This window comes from Streptomyces sp. NPDC050433 (assembly GCF_044458565.1).
Lineage (GTDB): Bacteria > Actinomycetota > Actinomycetes > Streptomycetales > Streptomycetaceae > Streptomyces.
The window spans coordinates 92,880-113,743 of the sequence record NZ_JBITIB010000023.1; the positions used below are offsets into that span (position 1 = coordinate 92,880).

Below are 20,864 nucleotides of genomic sequence, written 5' to 3' on the forward strand. Positions count from 1 at the left end.
CGCCCCGTAGGGCGCCGCCCCCCGGCTGTCAGCTCTCCGGGAGCGCCGCGAGCTGCGCCGTGATGCGCTCGATGTCCGCCTCCGCCTTGGCCAGCCGGCCGCGGATCTTGTCGACCACGTTGTCCGGGGCCTTCGCGAGGAACGCCTCGTTGCCGAGCTTGGCCGTGGCCTGCTGCCGCTCCTTCACCGCCGCGTCCTTGTCCTTCGTCAGACGCTTGCGCTCCGCCGCGACGTCGATCGTGCCGGACAGGTCGAGCGCGACCGTGACACCGGCGACCGGCAGGGTCGCGGTCGCCTGGAAGGCCTCGCCCTCCTCCTGGAGACGCAGCAGTTGGCGGATCGCCGCCTCGTGCGCGGCGAGCGGCGTGGCGGACAGGTCGAGCCGGCCGGGGACCTTCTGGCCCGGCTGGAGTCCCTGGTCGGCGCGGAAGCGGCGGACCTCCGTGACGACCTGCTGGACGTGCTCGATCTCCCGCTCGGCGGCCTTGTCGCGGAAGCCGGAGTCGGCCGGCCAGTCGGCGACGACGACCGACTCCTTGCCCGTCAGCGTCGTCCACAGCGTCTCGGTGACGAAGGGCACGACCGGGTGCAGCAGCCGCAGGGTGACGTCCAGGACCTCGCCGAGGACGCGGCTGGAGACCTTGGCCTGCTCGCCGCCCGCGAAGAACGTCGTCTTGGACAGCTCGACGTACCAGTCGAAGACCTCGTCCCACGCGAAGTGGAAGAGGGCGTCGCTGAGTTTGGAGAACTGGTAGTCCTCGTAGAGGGCGTCGACCTGGGCGACGGTCTCGTTCAGCCGCGAGAGGATCCAGCGGTCCGTGGCGGACATCTCCGAGGCGTCGGGCAGCGGGCCCTCGACCGTCGCGCCGTTCATCATGGCGAAACGGGTGGCGTTCCAGACCTTGTTGGCGAAGTTGCGGGAGCCCTGGACCCAGTCCTCGCCGATGGGGACGTCGACACCGGGGTTGGCGCCCCGCGCGAGGGTGAAACGGACCGCGTCGGCGCCGTACTTGTCCATCCAGTCCATCGGATTGACCGCGTTGCCGAAGGACTTCGACATCTTCTTGCCGAACTGGTCGCGGACCATGCCGTGCAGCGCGATGGTGTGGAACGGCGGGGTTCCGTCCATCGCGTACAGGCCGAACAGCATCATCCGCGCGACCCAGAAGAACAGGATGTCGTATCCCGTGACCAGGACCGAGTTCGGATAGAACTTCTCCAGGCTCGGGGTCTGTTCGGGCCAGCCGAGGGTCGAGAACGGCCAGAGGCCGGACGAGAACCAGGTGTCCAGGACGTCCGTGTCCTGGTGCCAGCCCTCACCGGTCGGCGGCTCGTCGTCCGGGCCGACACAGACGGTCTCACCGTCCGGGCCGTGCCACACCGGGATCCGGTGGCCCCACCACAACTGCCGTGAGATGTTCCAGTCGTTGAGGTTGTCGATCCACGCGAAGTAGCGGGACTCCATCTCCTTGGGGTGAATCGTGACGCGGCCGTCCCGGACGGCGTCGCCGGCCGCCTTGGCGAGCGTGGCGACCTTGACCCACCACTGGAGCGACAGCCGCGGCTCGACGGTCGTCTTGCAGCGCGAGCAGTGGCCGACGGAGTGGACGTACGGCCGCTTCTCGGCGACGATCCGGCCGTCCGCGCGCAGCGCCGCGACGATGGCGGAGCGGGCCTCGTACCGGTCGAGCCCCTGGAAGGGGCCGGGGGTCGTGATCACGGCCCGCTCGTCCATGACCGTGACGTTCGGCAGGTCGTGGCGACGGCCGATCTCGAAGTCGTTCGGGTCGTGCGCGGGCGTGACCTTGACGGCGCCCGTGCCGAACTCGGGGTCGACGTGCGTGTCCGCGACGACGGGGATCGTACGGTCGGTGAGCGGCAGTTTGATCCGCTTGCCGATCAGGTGCGTGTAGCGCGCGTCGTCCGGGTGGACGGCGACGGCGGTGTCACCCAGCATCGTCTCGGCGCGGGTGGTGGCGACGACGAGCGACTCGTCCCCGTCGCCGTACTTGATCGAGACCAACTCGCCGTCGTCGTCCTGGTATTCGACCTCGATGTCGGAGATCGCGGTGAGACAGCGCGGGCACCAGTTGATGATGCGCTCGGCGCGGTAGATCAGCCCGTCGTCGAAGAGTCGCTTGAAGATGGTCTGGACGGCCGCCGACAGCCCCTCGTCCATCGTGAACCGCTCACGGGACCAGGCGACGCCGTCACCGAGGCGGCGCATCTGCCCGGAGATCTGGCCGCCGGACTCTTCCTTCCACTGCCAGACGCGCTCGACGAAGGCCTCACGCCCCAGGTCGTGCCGGGACTTGCCCTCCTTCGCCAACTCCCGCTCGACGACGTTCTGGGTGGCGATACCGGCGTGGTCCATGCCGGGCTGCCACAGCGTCTCGTAACCCTGCATGCGCTTACGGCGGGTCAGGGCGTCGATCAGCGTGTGCTCGAAGGCGTGCCCGAGATGCAGGGACCCGGTGACGTTCGGCGGCGGGATGACGATGGTGTACGGCGGCTTCCCGCTCTTCTCGTCTGCGTCGAAGTAGCCCCGTTCTACCCAGCGCTCGTACAGTTTCCCCTCCACCTCGGCCGGCGCGTACTGGGTCGGCAGTTCAGGGTTGGCTGCGGGCTGCGCTTGAGAGTTCTCGGTCACAGACACAGTTTAGAGGCGTCACAGCACCGCACTGAAACGGGATAGTTCGGTAACGGTGCGCCCCCCGATGGTCCATGGCGCCACTCCTTCAGTCAGGATGTCGGATACGCGTAAGCATCTGGAGGGGACAGAGCACATGAGCTACAACCAGCCGGGCCCGTACGGTGGGCAGCCGCCCCAGGGCCAGCCCGGACCGTATGGACAGCAGCCGCCGCAGGGCCAGCCCGGCTACGGGTACCCGCAGCAGCCGCCCCAGGGGCAGCCCGGTTACGGGTATCCCCAGCAGGCGCCGCAGGGAGTGCCGCAGCAGGGTTACGGTCAGCCGCAGCAGCCGGGCCCGTACGGCCAGCCGCCGCAGCAGCCTCAGTACGGAGGAGCCCCCGGATTCCCGCCGCCGCAGGGTGGCGCGCCGAAGAAGAAGACGGGTCTGATCATCGCCTCGGTCGTCGTGGCACTGGCTGTGATCGGTGGTGGGGCGTACTTCCTGGTGGGCGGAGGCAGCAGCGATGTCGCCGACGACGGCCCGCACAAGCTGACCACGCCCGCGACGGTGATCGGCGGCGAGTACAAGAAGAGCGAGAGCTCCGACGGCTCCGACAGCGGCGGCATGAGCAAGGACGACCTCAAGGACGCCGAGAAGTGGGGCGTCAAGAACCCCAAGGATGTGAGCGCCCAGTACGAGGCGGGCTCCGTCGAGGAGAATCCGTTCGGCGCGAAGATCCTGCCGTTCGCCGGTGTGTGGGGCGAGGTCGAGGACCCCGAGAAGGCCGTCGACGGGATGTTCGCCTACCTGAAGTCGGAGTCCGAGAAGGACAAGGACGAGGACGTACCCGTTCTCGTCGGCAGCCCGGAGGCGTTCGAGCCTGAGGGACTGGACGGCGCGGTCATCAAGTGCCAGACGATGTCGATGAAGAACGAGGACGCGACCGCGGGTCCCAAGGAGATGAACTTCCCCATCTGCATCTGGGGTGACTACAGCACGCTGGGCTTCGCCATGCCGGTGGACATGGCGACGGCGATGGCCGGCAAGGGTGGCTCGCTCGACGAGGCCGCCACGACAACTGCCAAGCTGCGCAAGGACGTTCGCGTCAAGCTCTGACACATCTCACGCGACGAGGGGCGCCCGGCCGGTTCAGCAACCGGTCGGGCGCCCCTCTTCCGTACGTCGGGCTCGCCGCTACGCCGACTTCTCGTGGCGGCCGTCGTTCTTCACGATGCGCGGCTCGCGCGGGACCAGCGTCGGGTTGACGTTGTTGCGGACCACGTCCGCCGTGATGACCACGCGGGCCACGTCCTTGCGGGACGGCACCTCGTACATCACCGACTGGAGGACCTCCTCCAGGATCGCCCGCAGACCGCGCGCGCCCGTACCGCGCAGGATCGCCTGGTCGGCAATGGCTTCGAGCGCGGGCAGGTCGAAGTCCAGCTCCACACCGTCGAGTTCGAACAGCCGCTGATACTGCTTCACCAGCGCGTTACGCGGCTCGACCAGGATCTTCAGGAGCGCTTCGCGGTCCAGGTTGTGCACCGAGGTCAGGACCGGGAGGCGGCCGATGAACTCGGGGATCATCCCGAACTTCACCAGGTCCTCGGGCATGACCTCCTGGAACTGGTCGCTCTCCTCGATCTCGCGCTTGGAGCGGATCGTCGCGCCGAAGCCGATGCCCTTCGCACCGGCCCGTGACTCGATGATCTTCTCCAGGCCCGCGAAGGCGCCGCCCACGATGAACAGCACGTTCGTCGTGTCGATCTGGATGAACTCCTGGTGCGGGTGTTTACGGCCGCCCTGCGGAGGGACCGAGGCCGTCGTGCCCTCAAGGATCTTCAGCAGGGCCTGCTGGACGCCCTCGCCGGAGACATCGCGGGTGATCGACGGGTTCTCGCTCTTGCGGGCGACCTTGTCGATCTCGTCGATGTAGATGATCCCGGTCTCGGCCTTCTTGACGTCGTAGTCGGCCGCCTGGATCAGCTTCAGCAGAATGTTCTCGACGTCCTCGCCGACATAGCCGGCCTCCGTCAGCGCCGTCGCGTCCGCGATCGCGAACGGTACGTTCAGCATCCGGGCCAGCGTCTGGGCGAGGAGCGTCTTGCCGGAGCCCGTGGGGCCCAGCAACAGGATGTTCGACTTGGCGAGTTCGATCGCGTCGTCGCGGCCTCCGCCGCCGCCGTTCTCACCGGCCTGCACACGCTTGTAGTGGTTGTAGACCGCCACCGAGAGGGCCTTCTTCGCGGGCGCCTGCCCGACGACGTACCCCTCCAGGAACTCGTAGATCTCCCGCGGCTTGGGCAGTTCCTCCCACCGCACCTCGGAGGTCTCGGCCAGCTCCTCCTCGATGATCTCGTTGCAGAGGTCGATGCACTCGTCGCAGATATAGACCCCGGGGCCTGCGATGAGCTTCTTCACCTGCTTCTGGCTCTTCCCGCAGAACGAGCACTTGAGCAGGTCGCCGCCATCACCGATGCGTGCCACGAGGTGCTTCCCCTTCGCCTGGGAGCAGCTTGGTTCAGCGGCTCCTGTGCCTCATACCCGACGGTACCTTGCCTGGCCCCCCGTACGGGCCCCCCTTGGCACGGTTCACGTGGACGTGAGACCGCGCGCACCGCGCCAAGGGCACCGGACGGGTCAGGCCGCTGCCGCCGCCGTGGTCTTACGGGTCGAGACGATCTGGTCGACCAGACCGTACGCGAGGGCGTCCTCGGCGGTCAGGATCTTGTCGCGCTCGATGTCGTCGCGGACCTTCTCGATCGGCGTCGTGGAGTGCTTGGCGAGCATCTCCTCGAGCTGCGCGCGCATGCGCAGGATCTCGTTGGCCGCGATCTCCAGGTCGGAGAGCTGCTCACGGCCGGTCTGGCTGGACGGCTGGTGGATCAGGACGCGCGCGTTCGGCAGGGCCAGGCGCTTGCCCGCCGTGCCGGCCGCGAGCAGGACCGCCGCCGCGGAGGCGGCCTGGCCCATGCAGACCGTCTGGATGTCCGGCTTCACGAACTGCATCGTGTCGTAGATGGCGGTGAGAGCCGTCATCGAGCCGCCGGGGCTGTTGATGTAGATCGAGATGTCACGGTCGGGGTCCATGGACTCCAGGCACAGCAGCTGCGCCATGACGTCGTTGGCCGACGCGTCGTCGATCTGGACACCGAGGAAGATCACGCGCTCCTCGAAGAGCTTCGCGTACGGGTCGTACTCGCGTACGCCCTGCGAGGTGCGCTCCACGAAGCGCGGGATGACATAGCGGTTGTCCACCTGAGGGCCGGTGTAGAGGCCGCTCGCGGAGACGCCGGGGTTGTTGTTCATAGGGGTGTTCACCATCCTGATGGCGTTCGATGGGCTGACGTGGCCGGTCCGGGGCGTGACTGCCACCCTCAGGCGCCGGTGCCGCCGCCGCCCGGCACACCCGAAGCAGCGGAGATGATCTCGTCGATGATTCCGTAGGACACGGCCTCCTCGGCGGTGAACCAGCGGTCGCGGTCACCGTCGCGGATGATGGTCTCTTCGGTCTGGCCCGTGTGGCGGGCGGTGATCTCGGCCATGCGCTTCTTCGTACGGAGCAGCTGCTCGGCCTGGATCTTGATGTCGGAGGCGGTGCCGCCGAGGCCCGCGGAGCCCTGGTGCATGAGGATGTCGGTGTTGGGCAGCGCGAAGCGCTTGCCGGCGGTGCCGCCGGTCAGCAGGAACTGGCCCATGGAGGCCGCCATGCCCATGCCGATGGTCACGACGTCGTTCGGGATGTACTGCATGGTGTCGTAGACCGCCATGCCCGCCGTGACGGAACCACCGGGGCTGTTGATGTAGAGGTAGATGTCCTTCTCGGGCTCGGCCGCGAGGAGGAGGAGCTGTGCGGTGATCTTGTTGGCGATGTCGTCGTCGACCTGCTGGCCGAGGAAGATGATCCGCTCACCGAGCAGTCGGCTGTAGACCTGGTCGCCGAGGCCACCACCGAGGGACGGCTCACCGGCGGCGTAAGGCATCAGATTCGTCACGTATCCACCTGCTCGTCTCTGACGGCTCCGGCCGTCTCAGCGTCTTTCGTTCCGGGGGACGGGGGAGACCCCATCCCTCGTATTCATGGACCCTAACGCGCTGGTCGGCGGGCGCCATCCCGCTTCCTGGACTGTTCGCTGGCAGCGCAAGGTAGTTGGGTCGTGGCAACGTGCGGCGTACGGGCTTGTGGCAGGGAACGGGGCGGGCCCCGGGCGCGAGTCGCGTCCGGGGCCCGGGGATCCGGTCGAGCGGGGACGCTCAGCCCTCGTTCTTGGTGTCGGCCTTGTCGTCGGCCTTGGCGTCGGCGGCGGGGGCGTCGGCGGGGGCGTCGGCCTCGTCGGAGGACGCCTCGACCGTCTCGGCGGTCTCGTCCTCCGTCTCGTCGTCCTCCAGGTCGACGACCTCACCGTTGGTGTCCGTCACCTTGGCAGCCTCGACGACCACGGCGAGCGCCTTGCCGCGGGCGACCTCGCCGACGAGCATCGGCACCTGGCCGCCTTCGACGACCGCCTGCGCGAACTGGTCGGGGGACATGCCGGAGGACTGCGCGCGACGCATGAGGTGCTCGGTCAGCTCCTCCTGGTTCACGTTCAGCTTCTCCTTGTTGACCAGCTCGTCGAGGATGAACTGGGTCTTGATGCCCTTGACCGCCTGCTCCTTGGTCTCCTCGTCGAACTCCTCCTCCGTCTTGCCCTGGATCTCCAGGTACTTCGGAAGGTCGAGGCCCATCTGACCGAGCTGGTGGTGCTCAAGGTTGTGCTTACGCGTCTTGATCTCGTCCTCGAGAAGCTTCTCGGGGATCGGGACCTCGGCCAGCTTCAGCAGCTCGTCGAGGACGCGCTCCTGGGCCTGGGTGGCCTGGTCGTACTGCTTCATGCTGCCGAGACGCTTGCGGCTGTCCGCCTTCAGCTCGTCCAGGGTGTCGAACTCGCTCGCCATCTGCGCGAAGTCGTCGTCCAGGTCGGGCAGCTCGCGGGAGGCGACCTGGGTGACCTTGACGGAGACCTCGGCGTCCTTGCCCTCGGCGGTGCCGCCCTTGAGCTGGGAGGTGAAGGTGGCCTCGCCGCCGGCCTCCAGGCCGGTCACGGCCTCGTCGATGCCGTCGAGCAGCTCACCGGAGCCGATGGTGTACTGCACGGCGCTCGCGACGCCGTCCTCCAGGACCTCACCGTCGACCTTGGCCTCAAGGTCGATCGTCACGACGTCGCCCTCGGCGGCGGCGCGCTCCACGGGGTTGGTGGAGGCGAAGCGCTCACGCAGCTCGTCGACGGACTTGTCGACGTCCTCCTCCGACACGTCGACGGCGTCGACCGTGACCTCGATGCCGGTGTAGTCCGGGATCTCGATGACGGGGCGGATGTCGACCTCGGCGGTGAAGGACAGCAGCTCGCCGTCCTTCAGCTCCTTGATGTCGACCTCGGGCTGCCCGAGGACATTGATCTCGCCCTCGTTGACGGCCTCCGTGTAGAACTTGGGAAGGGCGTCGTTGACGGCCTCCTCCAGCACAGCTCCACGGCCGAACCGCTGGTCGATGACGCGGGCCGGGATCTTGCCCTTGCGGAAGCCCTTCACCGTGACCTGCTCGTTGATCTTCTTGTACGCCGCGTCGAGGCTGTCCTTGAGCTCCTCGAAGGGCACCTCGACAGTGAGCCGAACCCGGGTCGGGTTCAGGGTCTCCACGGCGCTCTTCACGGTTCGGTCTCCTTGGTGGCTGATTCTGAGGTTCTGCTACGCCCGCCGTGACTCCGGCGGACCAGCGGATTCGGCCCGGTTCTTCACAGTCTCTTCAGACACACGGGCACGCAGCTTGCATAGTAGCCGCAAGCAGGATCAGGCCCACAACGCGATCATGAACAGGCACGTGGTTACTGATGGTCGGGGTGGCCGGATTCGAACCGACGACCTTCCGCTCCCAAAGCGGACGCGCTACCAAGCTGCGCCACACCCCGTCGGTGCGACACGTAGGGTACATGCCCGCGAGCGGTACTCCGGACCCGTTTACCGGCGGGGATCCGGCGAGGATGTGGTGTGCGTGGGACGCCGTCGACCCGCTACGATGTTTCCCGTACCGCGGTCCACGTGACCTGCGGCGCGTGCGGGCGTAGCTCAATGGTAGAGCCCTAGTCTTCCAAACTAGCTACGCGGGTTCGATTCCCGTCGCCCGCTCCATATCGCTCAGGGCCAGGTCGGAGGGGTCAACCTCCGGACTGGCCCTGCTGCGTTGGGTGCGCGCCGCCGAACGCGGGCGGCGCGCTAGAAGCTGATCTGGCTGATCGTCTCCGCCAGCGAGTTCATGAATTTGTTGACGGACGGCGCCATGTCCGTGGACGCCAGGAAGAAGCCGAACAGGACCGCCACGACGGCCGGGCCGGCCTTCAGGGAGCCTCCCCGGATCAGTACCACGAGGACTATCGCCAACAGCACCACCACAGACAGTGAAATGGCCACAACTGATCACACCCTCGGTCGGTCCGCCCTGCCGGCCGCGGGAGCTCACGGCCTCGCACATACCCGCTCCGCCCATCGTGCCACCAACATCCCCCCAGGTGTGGGTCCGTGACGAATCATCGAGGTAAGGATCACGCCAACCGCCCCTCCGGCGTGCGGGATCAGAGCCCGGCCGGGGCCGGGAGAGGCCGTGCGGGCGGATAAATGCGGAGGGAATTCAGCGTGATCATTCCCTTGCGCTCACAGCTCCTTCACAGCTAATTCGAGGCGGCTCCCGAGCAGCTCTGCCATTGAATTCACGCGGAGTCATATTGAGCGCCACACCCTGATGATATGCCCCATTTAAGGGGTATTAACAGGGGCATATCTACCGGTGGGCGACTGTTTCGGTGCCCAACACCCCAGTGGGCCAGGAAGGTTTTACTCATCGCATTGCGCGGGGCTAGGGTTAATCAGATGTCCCACGCTCCGCACGGATATGAGAGGACGCCGCTCCCGCACTCGCGGGAGTTGGATCCCATCCCCCCAACGGCACAGACCGCATCGGCCGCTGTGGCCGAAACCCCTGTACGGACCCCTCAGGATTCCGCGAAGTCCACGCCCCCCACGGCCAAGACGTCCACGAAGCGAGACGCGTTCTTCGACAACGCGAAGTATCTGGCCATCGTGCTGGTCGCCATCGGCCACGCCTGGGAGCCGGTGATGGAGGGCAGCCGGGCGACCAAGGCGCTCTACATGGTCGTCTACTCGTTCCACATGCCGGCGTTCATCATCATCTCCGGCTATTTCTCCCGGAGTTACACCGGCCGCCCGCACCAGATCAGACGCCTGCTGACCGGGATCGCCGTCCCGTACATCGTCTTCGAGGTGGCCTACTCGCTGTTCAAGCGGGTCACGAACGATCCGGGCCACCCGATCAGCCTGCTCGACCCCTGGTACCTCACCTGGTTCCTGGCCGCGTTGTTCATCTGGCGGCTGACCACCCCGATCTGGCTGTCGCTGCGCCATCCGCTGCCGGTCGCCCTCGGTATCGCCGCCCTCGCCTCCTTCACGCCGAATATCGGCGAGGACCTCAATCTCCAGCGCGTACTGCAGTTCCTGCCGCTGTTCGTACTCGGGCTCCTCCTCAAGCCCGAGCACTTCCAGCTGGTCCGCCGGCGTGAGGTCAGGCTGCTGGCCGTGCCGGTCTTCGCGGGCGCGCTCGTCTTCGCGTACTGGGCGGCCGTACGGATGCAGAACGCGTGGTTCTACCACAACAGCGCGGCGCAGGATCAGGGGGCACCGTGGTGGATCGGCGTCGTCATGACGTTCGCGCTGTTCGGCACCTCGGTGGTGCTGACGGCCGCGTTCCTGGCGTGGGTGCCGCGCCGCAAGATGTGGTTCACCGCACTCGGCACGGGGACGATCTGCGGCTATCTGCTGCACGGCTTCCTGGTCAAGGGCGCCGTCTACAGCGGGATCTTCGACACGAACGTCTGGCTGAACGAGCCGGCCGGCAAGGTCTTCCTGACGCTGCTCGCGGGCGCCGCGATGACGCTGCTGTGCACACCGCCGGTGCGGCGCCTCTTCCGCTTCACGATGGAGCCGGAGATGACGTGGGCGTTCCGGCAGGACCCCCGGCAGTCAGCGGGGAAGGGCAAGTAGCCGCCGTACCTCCGCGTACTTCTCGGTCAGCCTGATCCGGGTCGCCTCGTCCAGCACGGCGAGGCGGCCCGGATCCGCGTTGTGCGCCAGGTCCGACTCTTTGACGAGGAGCGCGCCCGGAGTGGCGAGGATGCGGCGGGTGTACGTGACGGTGTCCTCGCCCTTGATCTTCGTCACGGCGAGGACCATGTCCTTGACCGGGCCCGGCAGCGCGGCGGCGTCGAGCCAGTCGCGGGAGAGCGCGCCGTCCTCGACGGAGTCGTGCAGCCAGGCCGCCGCGATCTGCTCGTCCGAGCCGCCCCGCGCCCTCACCCCGTCGGCGACCGCCTGAAGGTGCTCCGCATACGGCCGACCCGCCTTGTCGGTCTGGGTCGCATGGGCCTCGCGGGCGATGAACTCCACCTCGGCCAGGCTGAGATACCTCATGTGCCGCACTCCATGGATAGGCCAAAAGTTGCAAGGTAAATCGTTTGGTAAACTAATTACTGACGCTTCCTTGACGCGCCTTTGACTTGATGGAGGAACGGTCCCATCGGACACGCAGACACGCTCATAGCCATGGGCGGCGCCTTCCTCGCCGCCGCTCTCCTCGCCCGTCTCGGCAGCCGGATCGAGCTGCCCACGATCCCGCTGTTCATCCTGGCCGGAATCCTGCTCGGCCCCCACACACCCGGCATCGTGCTCGTCTCCGACCCGCACGAGCTGGAGATGCTGTCGGCCCTCGGCCTCGTACTGCTGCTCTTCTACCTCGGTCTCGAATTCCATCTGGACGACCTGAAGGCGGGCGGGCGCAAGATGGCCCTCGCCGGCGGCGCCTATCTCGCGCTGAACGTGGGCGCCGGGCTCGGCTTCGGCTTCGCGCTCGGCTGGGGCACGTCCGAGGCACTGGTCCTCGCCGGTGTGCTCGGTATCTCCTCGTCCGCGATCGTCACGAAGATCCTGGTCGACCTGGGCCGTATCGGGAATCCCGAGACCAAGCCCATTCTCGGGATCATCGTCGTCGAGGACATCTTCCTGGCGCTCTACCTGGCCGCGCTCCAGCCGATCCTGTCCGGCGCCGACAGCCTCTCCGCCGCGATGACCGACGGCGGGAAGGCGTTCGGGTTCCTGCTGCTGCTCGCGCTGGCGGCCCGCTTCGGCAAGAAGGTCATCGGCCGCCTCATCCACACGAAGGACGACGAACTGCTCGTCATCTCCTTCCTGGGCGCCGCGGTCTTCATGGCCGGGGTCTCCGAGTGGTTCGGTGTCGCGGACGCGATCGGTGCGTTCATGGTCGGTCTGATGCTGGGCAGTACGACCTCCGGGGACCGGATCCGTACGCTCGTCCACCCGCTGCGGGACGCGTTCGGCGCCATCTTCTTCTTCGCGTTCGGGCTGTCCATCAACCCCGGCGACCTGCCGACGGTGCTCTGGCCGGTGCTGGCCGCCGTCGCCGTGACGCTGACGATGAACATCGTGGCCGGGCTGGTGGCCGCGCGCGTCTACCGCTTCGGGTCGGACCCGGCGGCGAACATCGCGACGACGCTGGTCGCGCGCGGCGAGTTCGCGCTGATCCTCGCGACGATGGCGGCGGGCGCGGCGCTGGACGAGCGCCTGGCGCCGTTCATCGCGGGGTACGTCCTGATCCTCGCGGTCCTCGGCCCCCTGGCGGCGGCCAAGTCGCACTGGCTGGGGCGGGTGCTGCCGGGTGGTCGGGGTGGCGGCGGTGCGTCCGGCTCCTCGGACGGTGAACTGTCGCTGGCGAAGACGTCGGGCGCCTGACGGGTGTGGGGGCGGTGCCGGAGGGCGCCGCCCCTAGGCCGTGTCTGACAAATCCCGCCTGGCGCGCGACGCCCGGCACGCACGCTCGCCGCGTTGTCAGCGTTCTCGAAGGCATCCGAGTACGCCCAGTACGAGGGAGATCCTCCGCCTTGCGATCGCACGCACCGGACGCCGCGCGCCCCGCCCCAAGGGCGGACGGCGCTATTTGTCAGACACGGCCTAAGATTTTCGGCCCTCCGGCACGTGCTTCGGCGCGTAGTCCTGCCTCAGCAGCAGGACCGGGGTGATCAGCAGCAGGAGGCCGGCGAGCGCGATCGCCGTACGGGGTCCCGTGACGGCGGCCAGCAGGCCCCACAGGGCGGTCAGAGCCGCGGTGGTGGTCTTGCCCGTGACCGACCACGCCGACAGCATGCGGACGACGCGGTCCGTCGGAGTCTGTTCCAGCCGGTACGTGGCGTACACCGGGTTGAACACGCCGATGCAGGTGATCAGTCCCAGCTCGACCGTGATGACGAGCACCAGCCCGCCGGGTCCGGGCCCCACGAAGGCCAGGGCGAGCGGCCAGCACGCGCGCAGGGTGCCGGCGGTGAGCATGACCCGGTGACGGCCGAACCGGGCGACGAGGGGCGGGGCGAGGCGTGAGCCGATGATGCCGCCGACGCAGGGCACCGCGAACGCGACGGCGTACTGCCAGGGGGCGTACCCGAGCGGGCCGAGCATCAGGAAGGCGAGCAGCGGCGCGGGCGCCATGATCAGTGCGTTGACGAGGACCGTGTTGAGGAACAGCGGGCGCAGGGCCGGGTGGGTCAGGATGTACCGCCATCCTTCGAGCACGTCGGCGGCGCGGAACCGCCGGTCGCCGGTGCGCACCGGGCGCGGCTCCCGCCCGCCGATCGCCTGGATACCCGCGGCGGAGACGAGATGGCTGACCGCGTTGGCCACGACGGTCGTCAGCGGGCCGAACAGACCTATCGCGACGCCGCCGACCGGTGGGCCCAGGACGGTGGCGGTCCAAGTCGTGGACTCGAAGCGGCCGTTCGCGACGAGCAGGTCCTCCGGGCGTACGAGCCACTTCAGGTAGGCGCCGCTCGCGGCCGTGAAGGTGATGTCGGCCGCGGCGACGACGACCGACACGAGGAGGAGTTGGGCGAAGCTGAGCGCCCCGAGGGCGTACGTGGCGGGGACGCTCAGCAGCGCCGCGAACCGGATCAGGTCCATCGCCACCATCACGGGCCGCTTGCGGCGGAACTCCACCCACGGCCCGAGCGGCACCGCCACCGCCGCACCGACCGCGAGCCCGGTGGCGGCGAGCAGCGACACCTGAGTGGGGCCGACGTGCAGGACAAGGATCGCGATCAGGGTGAACGCGTCGAAGGCGAACCGTGTGCCGAACGCGCTGGCCGCGTACGCCGCCCAGAGCCACGCGAAGGACCGCCCGAGCGACCGTCCGGACGGGCCGGTCGTCGGGACCGTCCGCTGGGCCGGCCCGCCCGGCGCGGTCGGCCCGTCCGATGCGGCCTGTCCGATCGGCCGCTCGGCCTCGGCGGGTTGGCCCGTTCCGCCGGACCCACCCGACCCGTCGGACGCGATCGACGTGTCAGGCCCGTCCGCCCCACTCCGCCCCGCCCGCACGTCAGGCAGTGTCCGACGAATGGCGCCGTCCGCACGCGGGGGTCGCAGTTGCCACCTCGGTGCGTGCGATCGGAAGGCGGACCGAGCCCCCAAGCCGGCCGTCGCGCGCGCCGCGCCCCGCGTTGGACACGCCTAACCCTCGCGGCAGATCAGCAGCAGCGCCCTGTCGTCGTTCACGTGCTTCGCCACCGCCTCGATCAGGTGCCAGGCCGCGCCGTCGAAGCCCGCCGCGACGTAGCGGTCCGCCTCGCCCGAAAGGCGGTCGATGCCCTCGCTGAGGTCGCGGCCCGATGCCTCGACCAGGCCGTCCGTGAACAGCATCAGCACGTCGCCCGGCAGCAGGGCCCCCTTCACCGGGTCGAACTCCGCGCCGTCGTAGACGCCGAGCAGCGGGCCCTCGGCCGCCATCTCCTCCCATCGGCCGCTGCCCGCGTGGAGTTGGAGCGCGGGCAGGTGGCCCGCCGAGAGCAGTTCGTACTCGCCCGATTCGAGGTCCAGGACGAGGTGGATCGAGGTCGCGAAGCCCTCGTCCCAGTCCTGGCGGAGCAGATAGCCGTTGGCGGCCGGCAGGAAGCCGTGCGGCGGGAGTGAGCCGAGCAGGCCGCCGAACGCGCCGGACAGCAGCAGCGCGCGGGAGCCCGCGTCCATGCCCTTGCCCGAGACGTCCGTGAGGACGACTTCGAGCGTGCGGCCCCCGTTGGTGCGGGCCGCGACGACGAAGTCGCCGGAGAAGGACTGGCCGCCGGCCGGCCGCAGCGCCATCTCGCGGTGCCAGCCTCTCGGCAGGTGCGGCAGGGCGCTCTGCACCCGGATTCGTTCGCGCAGGTCGAAGAGCATCGTGCCGCCGCGCCGCCACGGCACCCCGACGCGGGCCCTGAACTGCGCGATCAGCAGCCCGAAGAGCCCGCAGGCCGCCACCACCAGCACGGTGCCCGGCGTCACCGTGGCCGGCCCCTGGTCGTACGGGCCGAGGACGAGCGATTCGACGATCAGCGCGGTCGCGGCGGCGGCGTACAGCGTGAGCAGGCTGGAGGGCCGCAGCAGCAGTCCCCCGGCAACGATCGGCAGGACCAGCGCGGACGGCGCGAACCAGACCGGCACCGCCATCGTGGCGATGGCGATTCCCGGCACGGTCAGGAGCAGTCCGACGAGGGCGATCCAGTCCGAGCCGTCGCCCCGGAAGTAGTCGACTCCGGACTTGCGCACGGCACTTCGGGCCCGGTGCAGCGACTTGCGCATCCGGGCCGTGTACGAATCCGCTTTCGCGCCACCGGCCATTGTCGTTGGACCCTATCCATCAGCGGGCCCGGCGTGCAGGGGACCCCTGTGACATTGCGTTCGATATCGGGTCGCCTTGACCGCCCACGTCCTGGTACTGATGGCATGTGACCACAGACTTGCGCGTACTCGAAGCCTCCGAATGGGACAGCTGGTTCGGGACGTTGGAGAGAGCCTTCGGCGGGGCGCTCAGCTCTGCCGCCGAGCAGCGTGAGGCATGGCGGTCGGTGACGGAGTACGAACGCTCCATCGGCGTCCGGGACGGCGACGAGTGGGTGGCGACCGCGGGGGCCTTCACCTTCGGGCTCACGGTGCCGGGCGGCAACGTGGTGTCCGCGGCGGGCGTGACGATGGTGAGCGTCGCGGCGACGCACCGGCGGCGCGGGATCCTCACGTCCATGATGCGGCGGCAGTTGGACGACGTCCGCTCGTGGGGTCAGCCGCTCGCGCTGTTGACCGCGTCGGAGCCCGCGATCTACGGCCGGTTCGGATACGGCGCCGGGACACGGCAGTTGAGCGCCGAGATCGACACCTCGCGCGTCTCGTTCCGGGTGCCGGCCGACGACACCGGTACGCAGGCGGTACGGCTGCGATTCGTCGAGCTGGCCGACGCGCTTGAGCCGGTCGAGTCCGTGTACGCGCGACTGGTCGCGACCCGCCCCGGCATGCTGGAGCGCCGGCCCGGCTGGGACCGGACCATGCTGATCGACCCGCCGGAGATCCGCGAGGGCGCCTCCGCCCTCCAGTGCGTGGTCGCGCGGCGTGGCGAGGGCGACGGGGCGGAGACGGTGGGGTACGCGCTCTACCGCATCAAGCCCGAGTGGGATGCGGCGGGGCCCAAGGGCACGGTCGTGATCGATCAGGTGGCGGCCCTGGACCCGGTGGCGTACGCCACAATGTGGCGCTTCCTCGGTGAGATCGATCTCACGTCGACGGTGAGTGTGTCGAATCTGCCTGTGGACGACCCGTTCCAGTTCCTCGTCTCCGACGTCCGGCGCGCCAACATCCGTGTGCGGGACTCGCTGTACGTACGGCTGGTGGAGCTGGGTGCGGCGCTCGCGGCGCGGACGTATCAGGCGCCGGTGGATGTGGTGTTCGAGGTGGACGACGCGTTCTGCCCCTGGAACGAGGGGCGTTGGCGGCTGACCGGCGACGAGAAGGGCGCGTCGTGCGAGCGGACGGCGGACGCGGCCGATCTGTCGCTCTCCGTACGGGAGTTGGCCTCGATGTATCTGGGCGACATCTCGCCGGCGGCGCTCGCGCGGGCGGGGCTCGTACGTGAACTGCGGCCCGGCGCGCTGGCGGAGGCTTCGGCCGCGTTCGTCTCGCCGGTCGCGCCGTGGCTGCCGCACGGCTTCTGAGAGCCGAAGGTCCCCGGCACTCAGGCCTTCTGGCAGCCGGGGCACCAGAACAGGTTGCGGGCCACCAGGGGCGCCGTACGGATCTCGCTGCCGCACAGATGGCACGGCATCGTCGCGCGCCGGTAGACGTACACCTCACCGCCGTGGTCGTCCACGCGCGGCGCGCGGCCCATCGCCTCGGGCAGATGCTCGGGCCGTACGGTGTCGATGCGGTTGTGCTTCACGCCCTCGCGCATCAGCGCGACGAGGTCGGTCCAGATCGCGTCCCACTCGGCGCGGGTGAGGTCGCGGCCCGCGCGGTACGGGTCGATGCCGTGCCGGAACAGGACCTCGGCCCGGTAGACGTTGCCGACGCCCGCGATGATCTTCTGGTCCATGAGCAGAGCGGCGACGGTGGTGCGGGAGCGGGAGATCCGGGCCCACGCGCGCTCCGGGTCGTTGCCGGGCGCCTCGGGCGGGCGAAGCGGGTCGGGGCCGAGCCGGTCGTGTATCGCCTGCTTCTCGGGGTCGGTGATCAGCGCGCAGGTGGTGGGGCCGCGCAGCTCCATGTACGACGTGTCGTTGAGCAGCCGCAGCCGGACGGTGTCGGTGGGCGGCGGGGCGGGGGTGTCGCCGATCGCGACCTTGCCGAACAGGCCGAGGTGGACATGGATCCAGCCGTTGCCCTCGAAGCCGAGGAAGAGATGTTTCCCGTGGGCGCTCGCACCGGCCGTCACCCGTCCGTCGACGAGCGCCGCGCTCTCGGTGAACCGGCCCTGCGGGCTGCTGACGCGTACCGGGGCCGTGGCGAAGCGGTCGGTCAGGTCCTCGGCGAGGCGGTGGATCGTATGCCCCTCGGGCACGGCGTCTCCTTGAAGCGTGCGGGGTGACATGGCGGTGCCGCCGGGCCCACGCCCGGCGGCACCGTGCCGCTGTTCCGTTCCGGACGGGCGGCCGGGTTCAGTCCTGCTTGGGGTGGTGCGCGGGGATCGGGGGCAGTTCGCCCGTCGTCTCGTACGCCGCCAGCATCTCGATCCGGCGCGCGTGCCGCTCCTCTCCCGTGTACGGGGTGGCGAGGAAGATCTCCACGAACTTCGTCGACTCGGACTGGCTGTGCATCCGGCCGCCGATGGAGATCACGTTCGCGTCGTTGTGCTCGCGGCTGAGCGCCGCGGTCTGCTCGTTCCAGACGAGCGCGGCGCGCACGCCCTTCACCTTGTTCGCCGCCATCTGCTCGCCGTTGCCGGAGCCGCCGATCACGATGCCGAGGGCCGCCGGGTCGGCCGCCGTCCGCTCCGCGGCGCGCAGGCAGAACGGCGGATAGTCGTCCTGGGCGTCGTAGATGTGCGGACCGCAGTCGACGGGCTCGTGGCCGTGGGCCGTGAGCCATTCGACGAGGTGGTTCTTGAGTTCGAAGCCGGCATGGTCGGAGCCGAGATACACGCGCATGGCCGAAGTGTGGCACGTCGGACGCGGTGCGGAGCGCTCCGGGGTCGGGAGTGCCGTACCCGTACAGGACGACGGATGTCAGATATCGCTGCCCGTCCCGCCAACCACCCTGCGGGGCCGGAGACCTAGGCTGAGATGGGCATGGAGCCCCGCGCGACAGCGGAACATGCTGATGGAGAGGGTGCGCAGTGGGGGAAGGAACGGAGGGGCGCCAGCCGGTCGGGCAGTTGGACGGACTCCTGCGTGAGGTGAGGCGGCAGGCGTCACGTGGGACCGATCCGGAGACAGGCAAGGTTCTCGAATGGCTGCACCGGCAGACCGGGGCGCACGTGGCGTTGATCGCGGACGGCGCGGGCCGGGTGGAGTCGTCGACGGAGAACTTTCCGCCGGACGTACTGACTCCGCTCGCTCCCCTGCTCGCGCGACTGTCCGGTGGACAACTGGACACGGCCGCCACCGAAGTCGGGGCGCTGCGGGTGCGCTGCGAGGGTCTTGGGGCGCACGAGCCGCGCCCCGTGCTGGTGGTGGCCGGCTCCTCGGAGCCGACCCCGGAGGCGGTCGCGCTGACCTCGCACGTCGGCACGGTGCTGACCCTGCTACGCCATGCCGAGAGCAGCGAGCGGACCTGGCGTGCGTATCAGGACAAGGCGCGCCAGCTCCGATTCGCCGTGCTACAGGCGCTGTTGGCCGGTGAACCGCTGCTGGCGCGGCGGATGACGGCAGGCGCCGTCCCACCCCTGCTCGACGCCGGCGGGCTGCGGGTCCATCTGCTGCACTGCCCGCCGCCCGAGCGGGACCGGATCTCCCGAGCCCATCAGGATCCTTCCGGCTATCACGGTCCGAATCTCATGGTCCAATGCCCCATCTTCAAAGAACACTTGATCTGTCTCATCGCTGATGACGAGGGTGCGGGCGAAGGCGCGGGGACCAGTGGTCCCGGCGGCCGGGCCCACCGGCAGGGAGAGATCCTGCGGCGTCTGGTACGCGACAATCCGCACTACGCGCTGGGAGTCAGCGGCACACACCCCCTCGGCGCGACGGCCGAGGCGTACAGTCAGGCCGCCCACGCCCTGGCCGCCGCCCGCACCGCTCCGAGCCGCGTCGCCTCCTACCACGGCCAGACCCCACTGGACGGTGTCCTCGCCCGTCAGCCGGCCGTCGACTGGGCCCGCTCGCTCGTGGGCCCCCTGGACTCCGTTCCGAAGACCAGTGTGGACATCACCCGCCTGGCGTTGAACATGCCCCGGTCCGCCGTGGCCGGTCTGCTCGGCCTCAGCCGTAACACCGTCGCCGCACACCTGCGACGGGCGGGAGGCGCCCTCGGCCAGGACCTCACGGATGCCCGCTCGCGCGCCGCCGTCCACCTGGCCCTGGCCCTCAGCGGGTCGTGCGCGGACCCCGAAGCCGAGGCCGGTCAACCGCCGCCCACCCTGGACGAGTTGCTGGGTACCGAACGCGCAGCCGCCTGGGCCGGGACCGTTCTCCGCCCCCTGGACACCCAGCATCGCCGCACGCTTCGGGCGTGGATCGACGCCAACACCGACGCCCAGCGCGCAGCCCGCGCCATGGGCATCAGCCGCAACACGGTGCGCGCCCATCTGCGCGCGACCGAAGCCGCCCTCGGGCTCGACCTGTTGACCACCGGTACCGGCGTCCACGACGTGGTCCACGCCCTGCACATCAGCGACGTCCGCGCCGGTTGAGCACCGCGCCACCCCGCGCGGCTCGAAGGAGCAACCGGCCAGGCTGCCGCCCACGCCACCCCCGTGGGCGTCGGCGGCAGCGGGGCCGGGACGACAGCCGCACGGGCCGTCGCATCAAACGTTAGAAGGCGCCGTGTCCTTCAAGCACTGTGCACGCTGCTCAACCTGGGGCGATGGTTGTGCACGCTGCTCAAGCGGTCTCAGTCCTGGCGGCTGATGAGCTTCCAGCAGGCGGGCAGCAGGCCCATCGCCAGCGCGGCCTTGAGCGCGTCACCGATCAGGAACGGGGTGAGTCCGGCGGCGACGGCGGCGCTCGGCGACAGATGGGCGGCGACCGCGAGATACGGGACACCGACCGCGTAGATGATCGCGGAGCCGAGCACCATCGTCCCGGCGGTGCGGAGGACGGAACGGTCGCCGCCGCGCCGAGCCAGCGAGCCCACGACCGTCGCGGCGAGCAGCATGCCCAGTACGTAGCCGAAGGAGGCACCGCCGGGGCCCGACGAGCCCTCGGAGAACCACGGCATGCCGGCCATGCCGACGAGGGTGTAGACGGCGAGCGCGAGGAAGCCGCGACGGGCACCGAGCGCCGTACCGACGAGCAGCGCGGCGAAGGTCTGGCCGGTGACCGGGACCGGGGAGCCGGGGACCGGGACGGCCAGCTGTGCCGCGATGCCGGTCAGCGCGGCGCCGCCGAGGACGAGGGCGGTGTCGACGGCGTACCGGTTCCGGGCGGCGGGGAGCAGATCGGCGAGGACCGCTCCGGTACGGGTGGTGGCGGCAGCAGTACTCATCGGGGACTCCGCGAGGTGAGGGCAGGCGTGGGCAGGGGGAACAGGGGTGACGGTAGCCCACCGGTACACCCCCGGACAGCGGTCGCCGGGCACAACGCGAAAGGCGGGCCGATAGTGGATTCCCCACAACTGGAGTGCTCCATACGGATGGTGAGCGTGACACGCATCACGCGGAATCTGTTGAGG

At 69.3% G+C, this 20,864-nt stretch carries 17 protein-coding genes and 2 tRNA genes; 6 read left to right on the forward strand and 13 right to left on the reverse strand.

The features are described from left to right. Positions 1 to 28: 28 nt before the first annotated feature. A complete protein-coding gene (locus tag ACIBLA_RS26295; protein WP_399200074.1) occupies positions 29 to 2,650 on the reverse strand; it encodes a valine--tRNA ligase in 2,622 nt (873 codons plus the stop codon). Between the two features lie 136 nt (positions 2,651 to 2,786). Between ACIBLA_RS26295 and ACIBLA_RS26300 the strand changes: the two genes are divergently transcribed. After that, entirely contained in the window at positions 2,787 to 3,749 is a 963-nt protein-coding gene (locus ACIBLA_RS26300; RefSeq protein ID WP_363242411.1) for a hypothetical protein, read from the forward strand. A gap of 78 nt (positions 3,750 to 3,827) precedes the next feature. Here the strand turns inward: ACIBLA_RS26300 and clpX are convergent, their stop codons facing one another. The 5 genes from clpX to ACIBLA_RS26325 all read right to left on the reverse strand — a co-directional run bounded on the left by clpX (position 3,828) and on the right by ACIBLA_RS26325 (position 8,578). Further along, complete coding sequence (gene clpX, locus ACIBLA_RS26305) at positions 3,828 to 5,120, reverse strand: ATP-dependent Clp protease ATP-binding subunit ClpX (protein ID WP_330175851.1); 1,293 nt, start codon at positions 5,118 to 5,120, stop codon at positions 3,828 to 3,830. A 153-nt stretch (positions 5,121 to 5,273) separates the two neighbouring features. Then, positions 5,274 to 5,957, reverse strand: a complete 684-nt coding sequence (locus ACIBLA_RS26310) for an ATP-dependent Clp protease proteolytic subunit (RefSeq protein ID WP_363242412.1) — start codon at positions 5,955 to 5,957, stop codon at positions 5,274 to 5,276. Positions 5,958 to 6,010: 53 nt separating this feature from the next. Then, positions 6,011 to 6,616, reverse strand: a complete 606-nt coding sequence (locus ACIBLA_RS26315; protein WP_031231653.1) for an ATP-dependent Clp protease proteolytic subunit — start codon at positions 6,614 to 6,616, stop codon at positions 6,011 to 6,013. A 271-nt stretch (positions 6,617 to 6,887) separates the two neighbouring features. Continuing rightward, positions 6,888 to 8,321, reverse strand: a complete 1,434-nt coding sequence (tig, locus tag ACIBLA_RS26320; RefSeq protein WP_363242413.1) for a trigger factor — start codon at positions 8,319 to 8,321, stop codon at positions 6,888 to 6,890. Between the two features lie 180 nt (positions 8,322 to 8,501). Beyond that, positions 8,502 to 8,578, reverse strand: a tRNA-Pro gene (locus ACIBLA_RS26325). A gap of 146 nt (positions 8,579 to 8,724) precedes the next feature. Between ACIBLA_RS26325 and ACIBLA_RS26330 the strand changes: the two genes are divergently transcribed. Continuing rightward, positions 8,725 to 8,798: transfer RNA gene (locus tag ACIBLA_RS26330), tRNA-Gly, on the forward strand. Positions 8,799 to 8,882: 84 nt separating this feature from the next. On the opposite strand, the gene ACIBLA_RS26335 is transcribed toward ACIBLA_RS26330, so the two are convergent. Further along, positions 8,883 to 9,077, reverse strand: a complete 195-nt coding sequence (locus ACIBLA_RS26335; protein ID WP_399200075.1) for a hypothetical protein — start codon at positions 9,075 to 9,077, stop codon at positions 8,883 to 8,885. Between the two features lie 456 nt (positions 9,078 to 9,533). Between ACIBLA_RS26335 and ACIBLA_RS26340 the strand changes: the two genes are divergently transcribed. Beyond that, positions 9,534 to 10,721 carry an acyltransferase family protein gene (locus ACIBLA_RS26340; protein WP_363242415.1) on the forward strand — a complete coding sequence of 396 codons (1,188 nt, stop codon included), beginning with the start codon at positions 9,534 to 9,536 and terminating at the stop codon, positions 10,719 to 10,721. On the opposite strand, the gene ACIBLA_RS26345 is transcribed toward ACIBLA_RS26340, so the two are convergent. Next, complete coding sequence (locus ACIBLA_RS26345) at positions 10,701 to 11,147, reverse strand: HD domain-containing protein (RefSeq protein WP_363242416.1); 447 nt, start codon at positions 11,145 to 11,147, stop codon at positions 10,701 to 10,703. The two genes, ACIBLA_RS26340 and ACIBLA_RS26345, sit on opposite strands and share 21 nt — an antisense overlap. A gap of 132 nt (positions 11,148 to 11,279) precedes the next feature. On the opposite strand from ACIBLA_RS26345, the gene ACIBLA_RS26350 reads away from it, so the two are divergent. After that, a complete protein-coding gene (locus tag ACIBLA_RS26350; RefSeq protein ID WP_363242417.1) occupies positions 11,280 to 12,482 on the forward strand; it encodes a cation:proton antiporter in 1,203 nt (400 codons plus the stop codon). 219 nt (positions 12,483 to 12,701) lie between these two features. Here ACIBLA_RS26350 and ACIBLA_RS26355 read toward each other — a convergent pair whose 3' ends face one another. Next, complete coding sequence (locus ACIBLA_RS26355; RefSeq protein WP_399200076.1) at positions 12,702 to 14,114, reverse strand: MFS transporter; 1,413 nt, start codon at positions 14,112 to 14,114, stop codon at positions 12,702 to 12,704. Positions 14,115 to 14,246: 132 nt separating this feature from the next. Continuing rightward, positions 14,247 to 15,392 carry a PP2C family protein-serine/threonine phosphatase gene (locus ACIBLA_RS26360; protein ID WP_363242419.1) on the reverse strand — a complete coding sequence of 382 codons (1,146 nt, stop codon included), beginning with the start codon at positions 15,390 to 15,392 and terminating at the stop codon, positions 14,247 to 14,249. Positions 15,393 to 15,499: 107 nt separating this feature from the next. Here ACIBLA_RS26360 and ACIBLA_RS26365 point away from each other — a divergent pair, with 107 nt between their 5' ends. Beyond that, positions 15,500 to 16,753 (forward strand): GNAT family N-acetyltransferase, encoded by a 1,254-nt coding sequence (locus ACIBLA_RS26365; RefSeq protein WP_399200078.1) that lies wholly within the window; start codon positions 15,500 to 15,502, stop codon positions 16,751 to 16,753. Between the two features lie 20 nt (positions 16,754 to 16,773). On the opposite strand, the gene ACIBLA_RS26370 is transcribed toward ACIBLA_RS26365, so the two are convergent. Then, positions 16,774 to 17,595, reverse strand: a complete 822-nt coding sequence (locus ACIBLA_RS26370) for a DNA-formamidopyrimidine glycosylase family protein (RefSeq protein WP_363242421.1) — start codon at positions 17,593 to 17,595, stop codon at positions 16,774 to 16,776. Positions 17,596 to 17,692: 97 nt separating this feature from the next. After that, positions 17,693 to 18,181, reverse strand: a complete 489-nt coding sequence (locus ACIBLA_RS26375; protein WP_363242422.1) for a ribose-5-phosphate isomerase — start codon at positions 18,179 to 18,181, stop codon at positions 17,693 to 17,695. Between the two features lie 188 nt (positions 18,182 to 18,369). Between ACIBLA_RS26375 and ACIBLA_RS26380 the strand changes: the two genes are divergently transcribed. Next, a complete protein-coding gene (locus ACIBLA_RS26380; RefSeq protein ID WP_399200079.1) occupies positions 18,370 to 19,884 on the forward strand; it encodes a helix-turn-helix domain-containing protein in 1,515 nt (504 codons plus the stop codon). A gap of 200 nt (positions 19,885 to 20,084) precedes the next feature. On the opposite strand, the gene ACIBLA_RS26385 is transcribed toward ACIBLA_RS26380, so the two are convergent. After that, positions 20,085 to 20,678 (reverse strand): biotin transporter BioY, encoded by a 594-nt coding sequence (locus ACIBLA_RS26385; RefSeq protein ID WP_363242425.1) that lies wholly within the window; start codon positions 20,676 to 20,678, stop codon positions 20,085 to 20,087. Between the last annotated feature and the right edge of the window lie 186 nt (positions 20,679 to 20,864).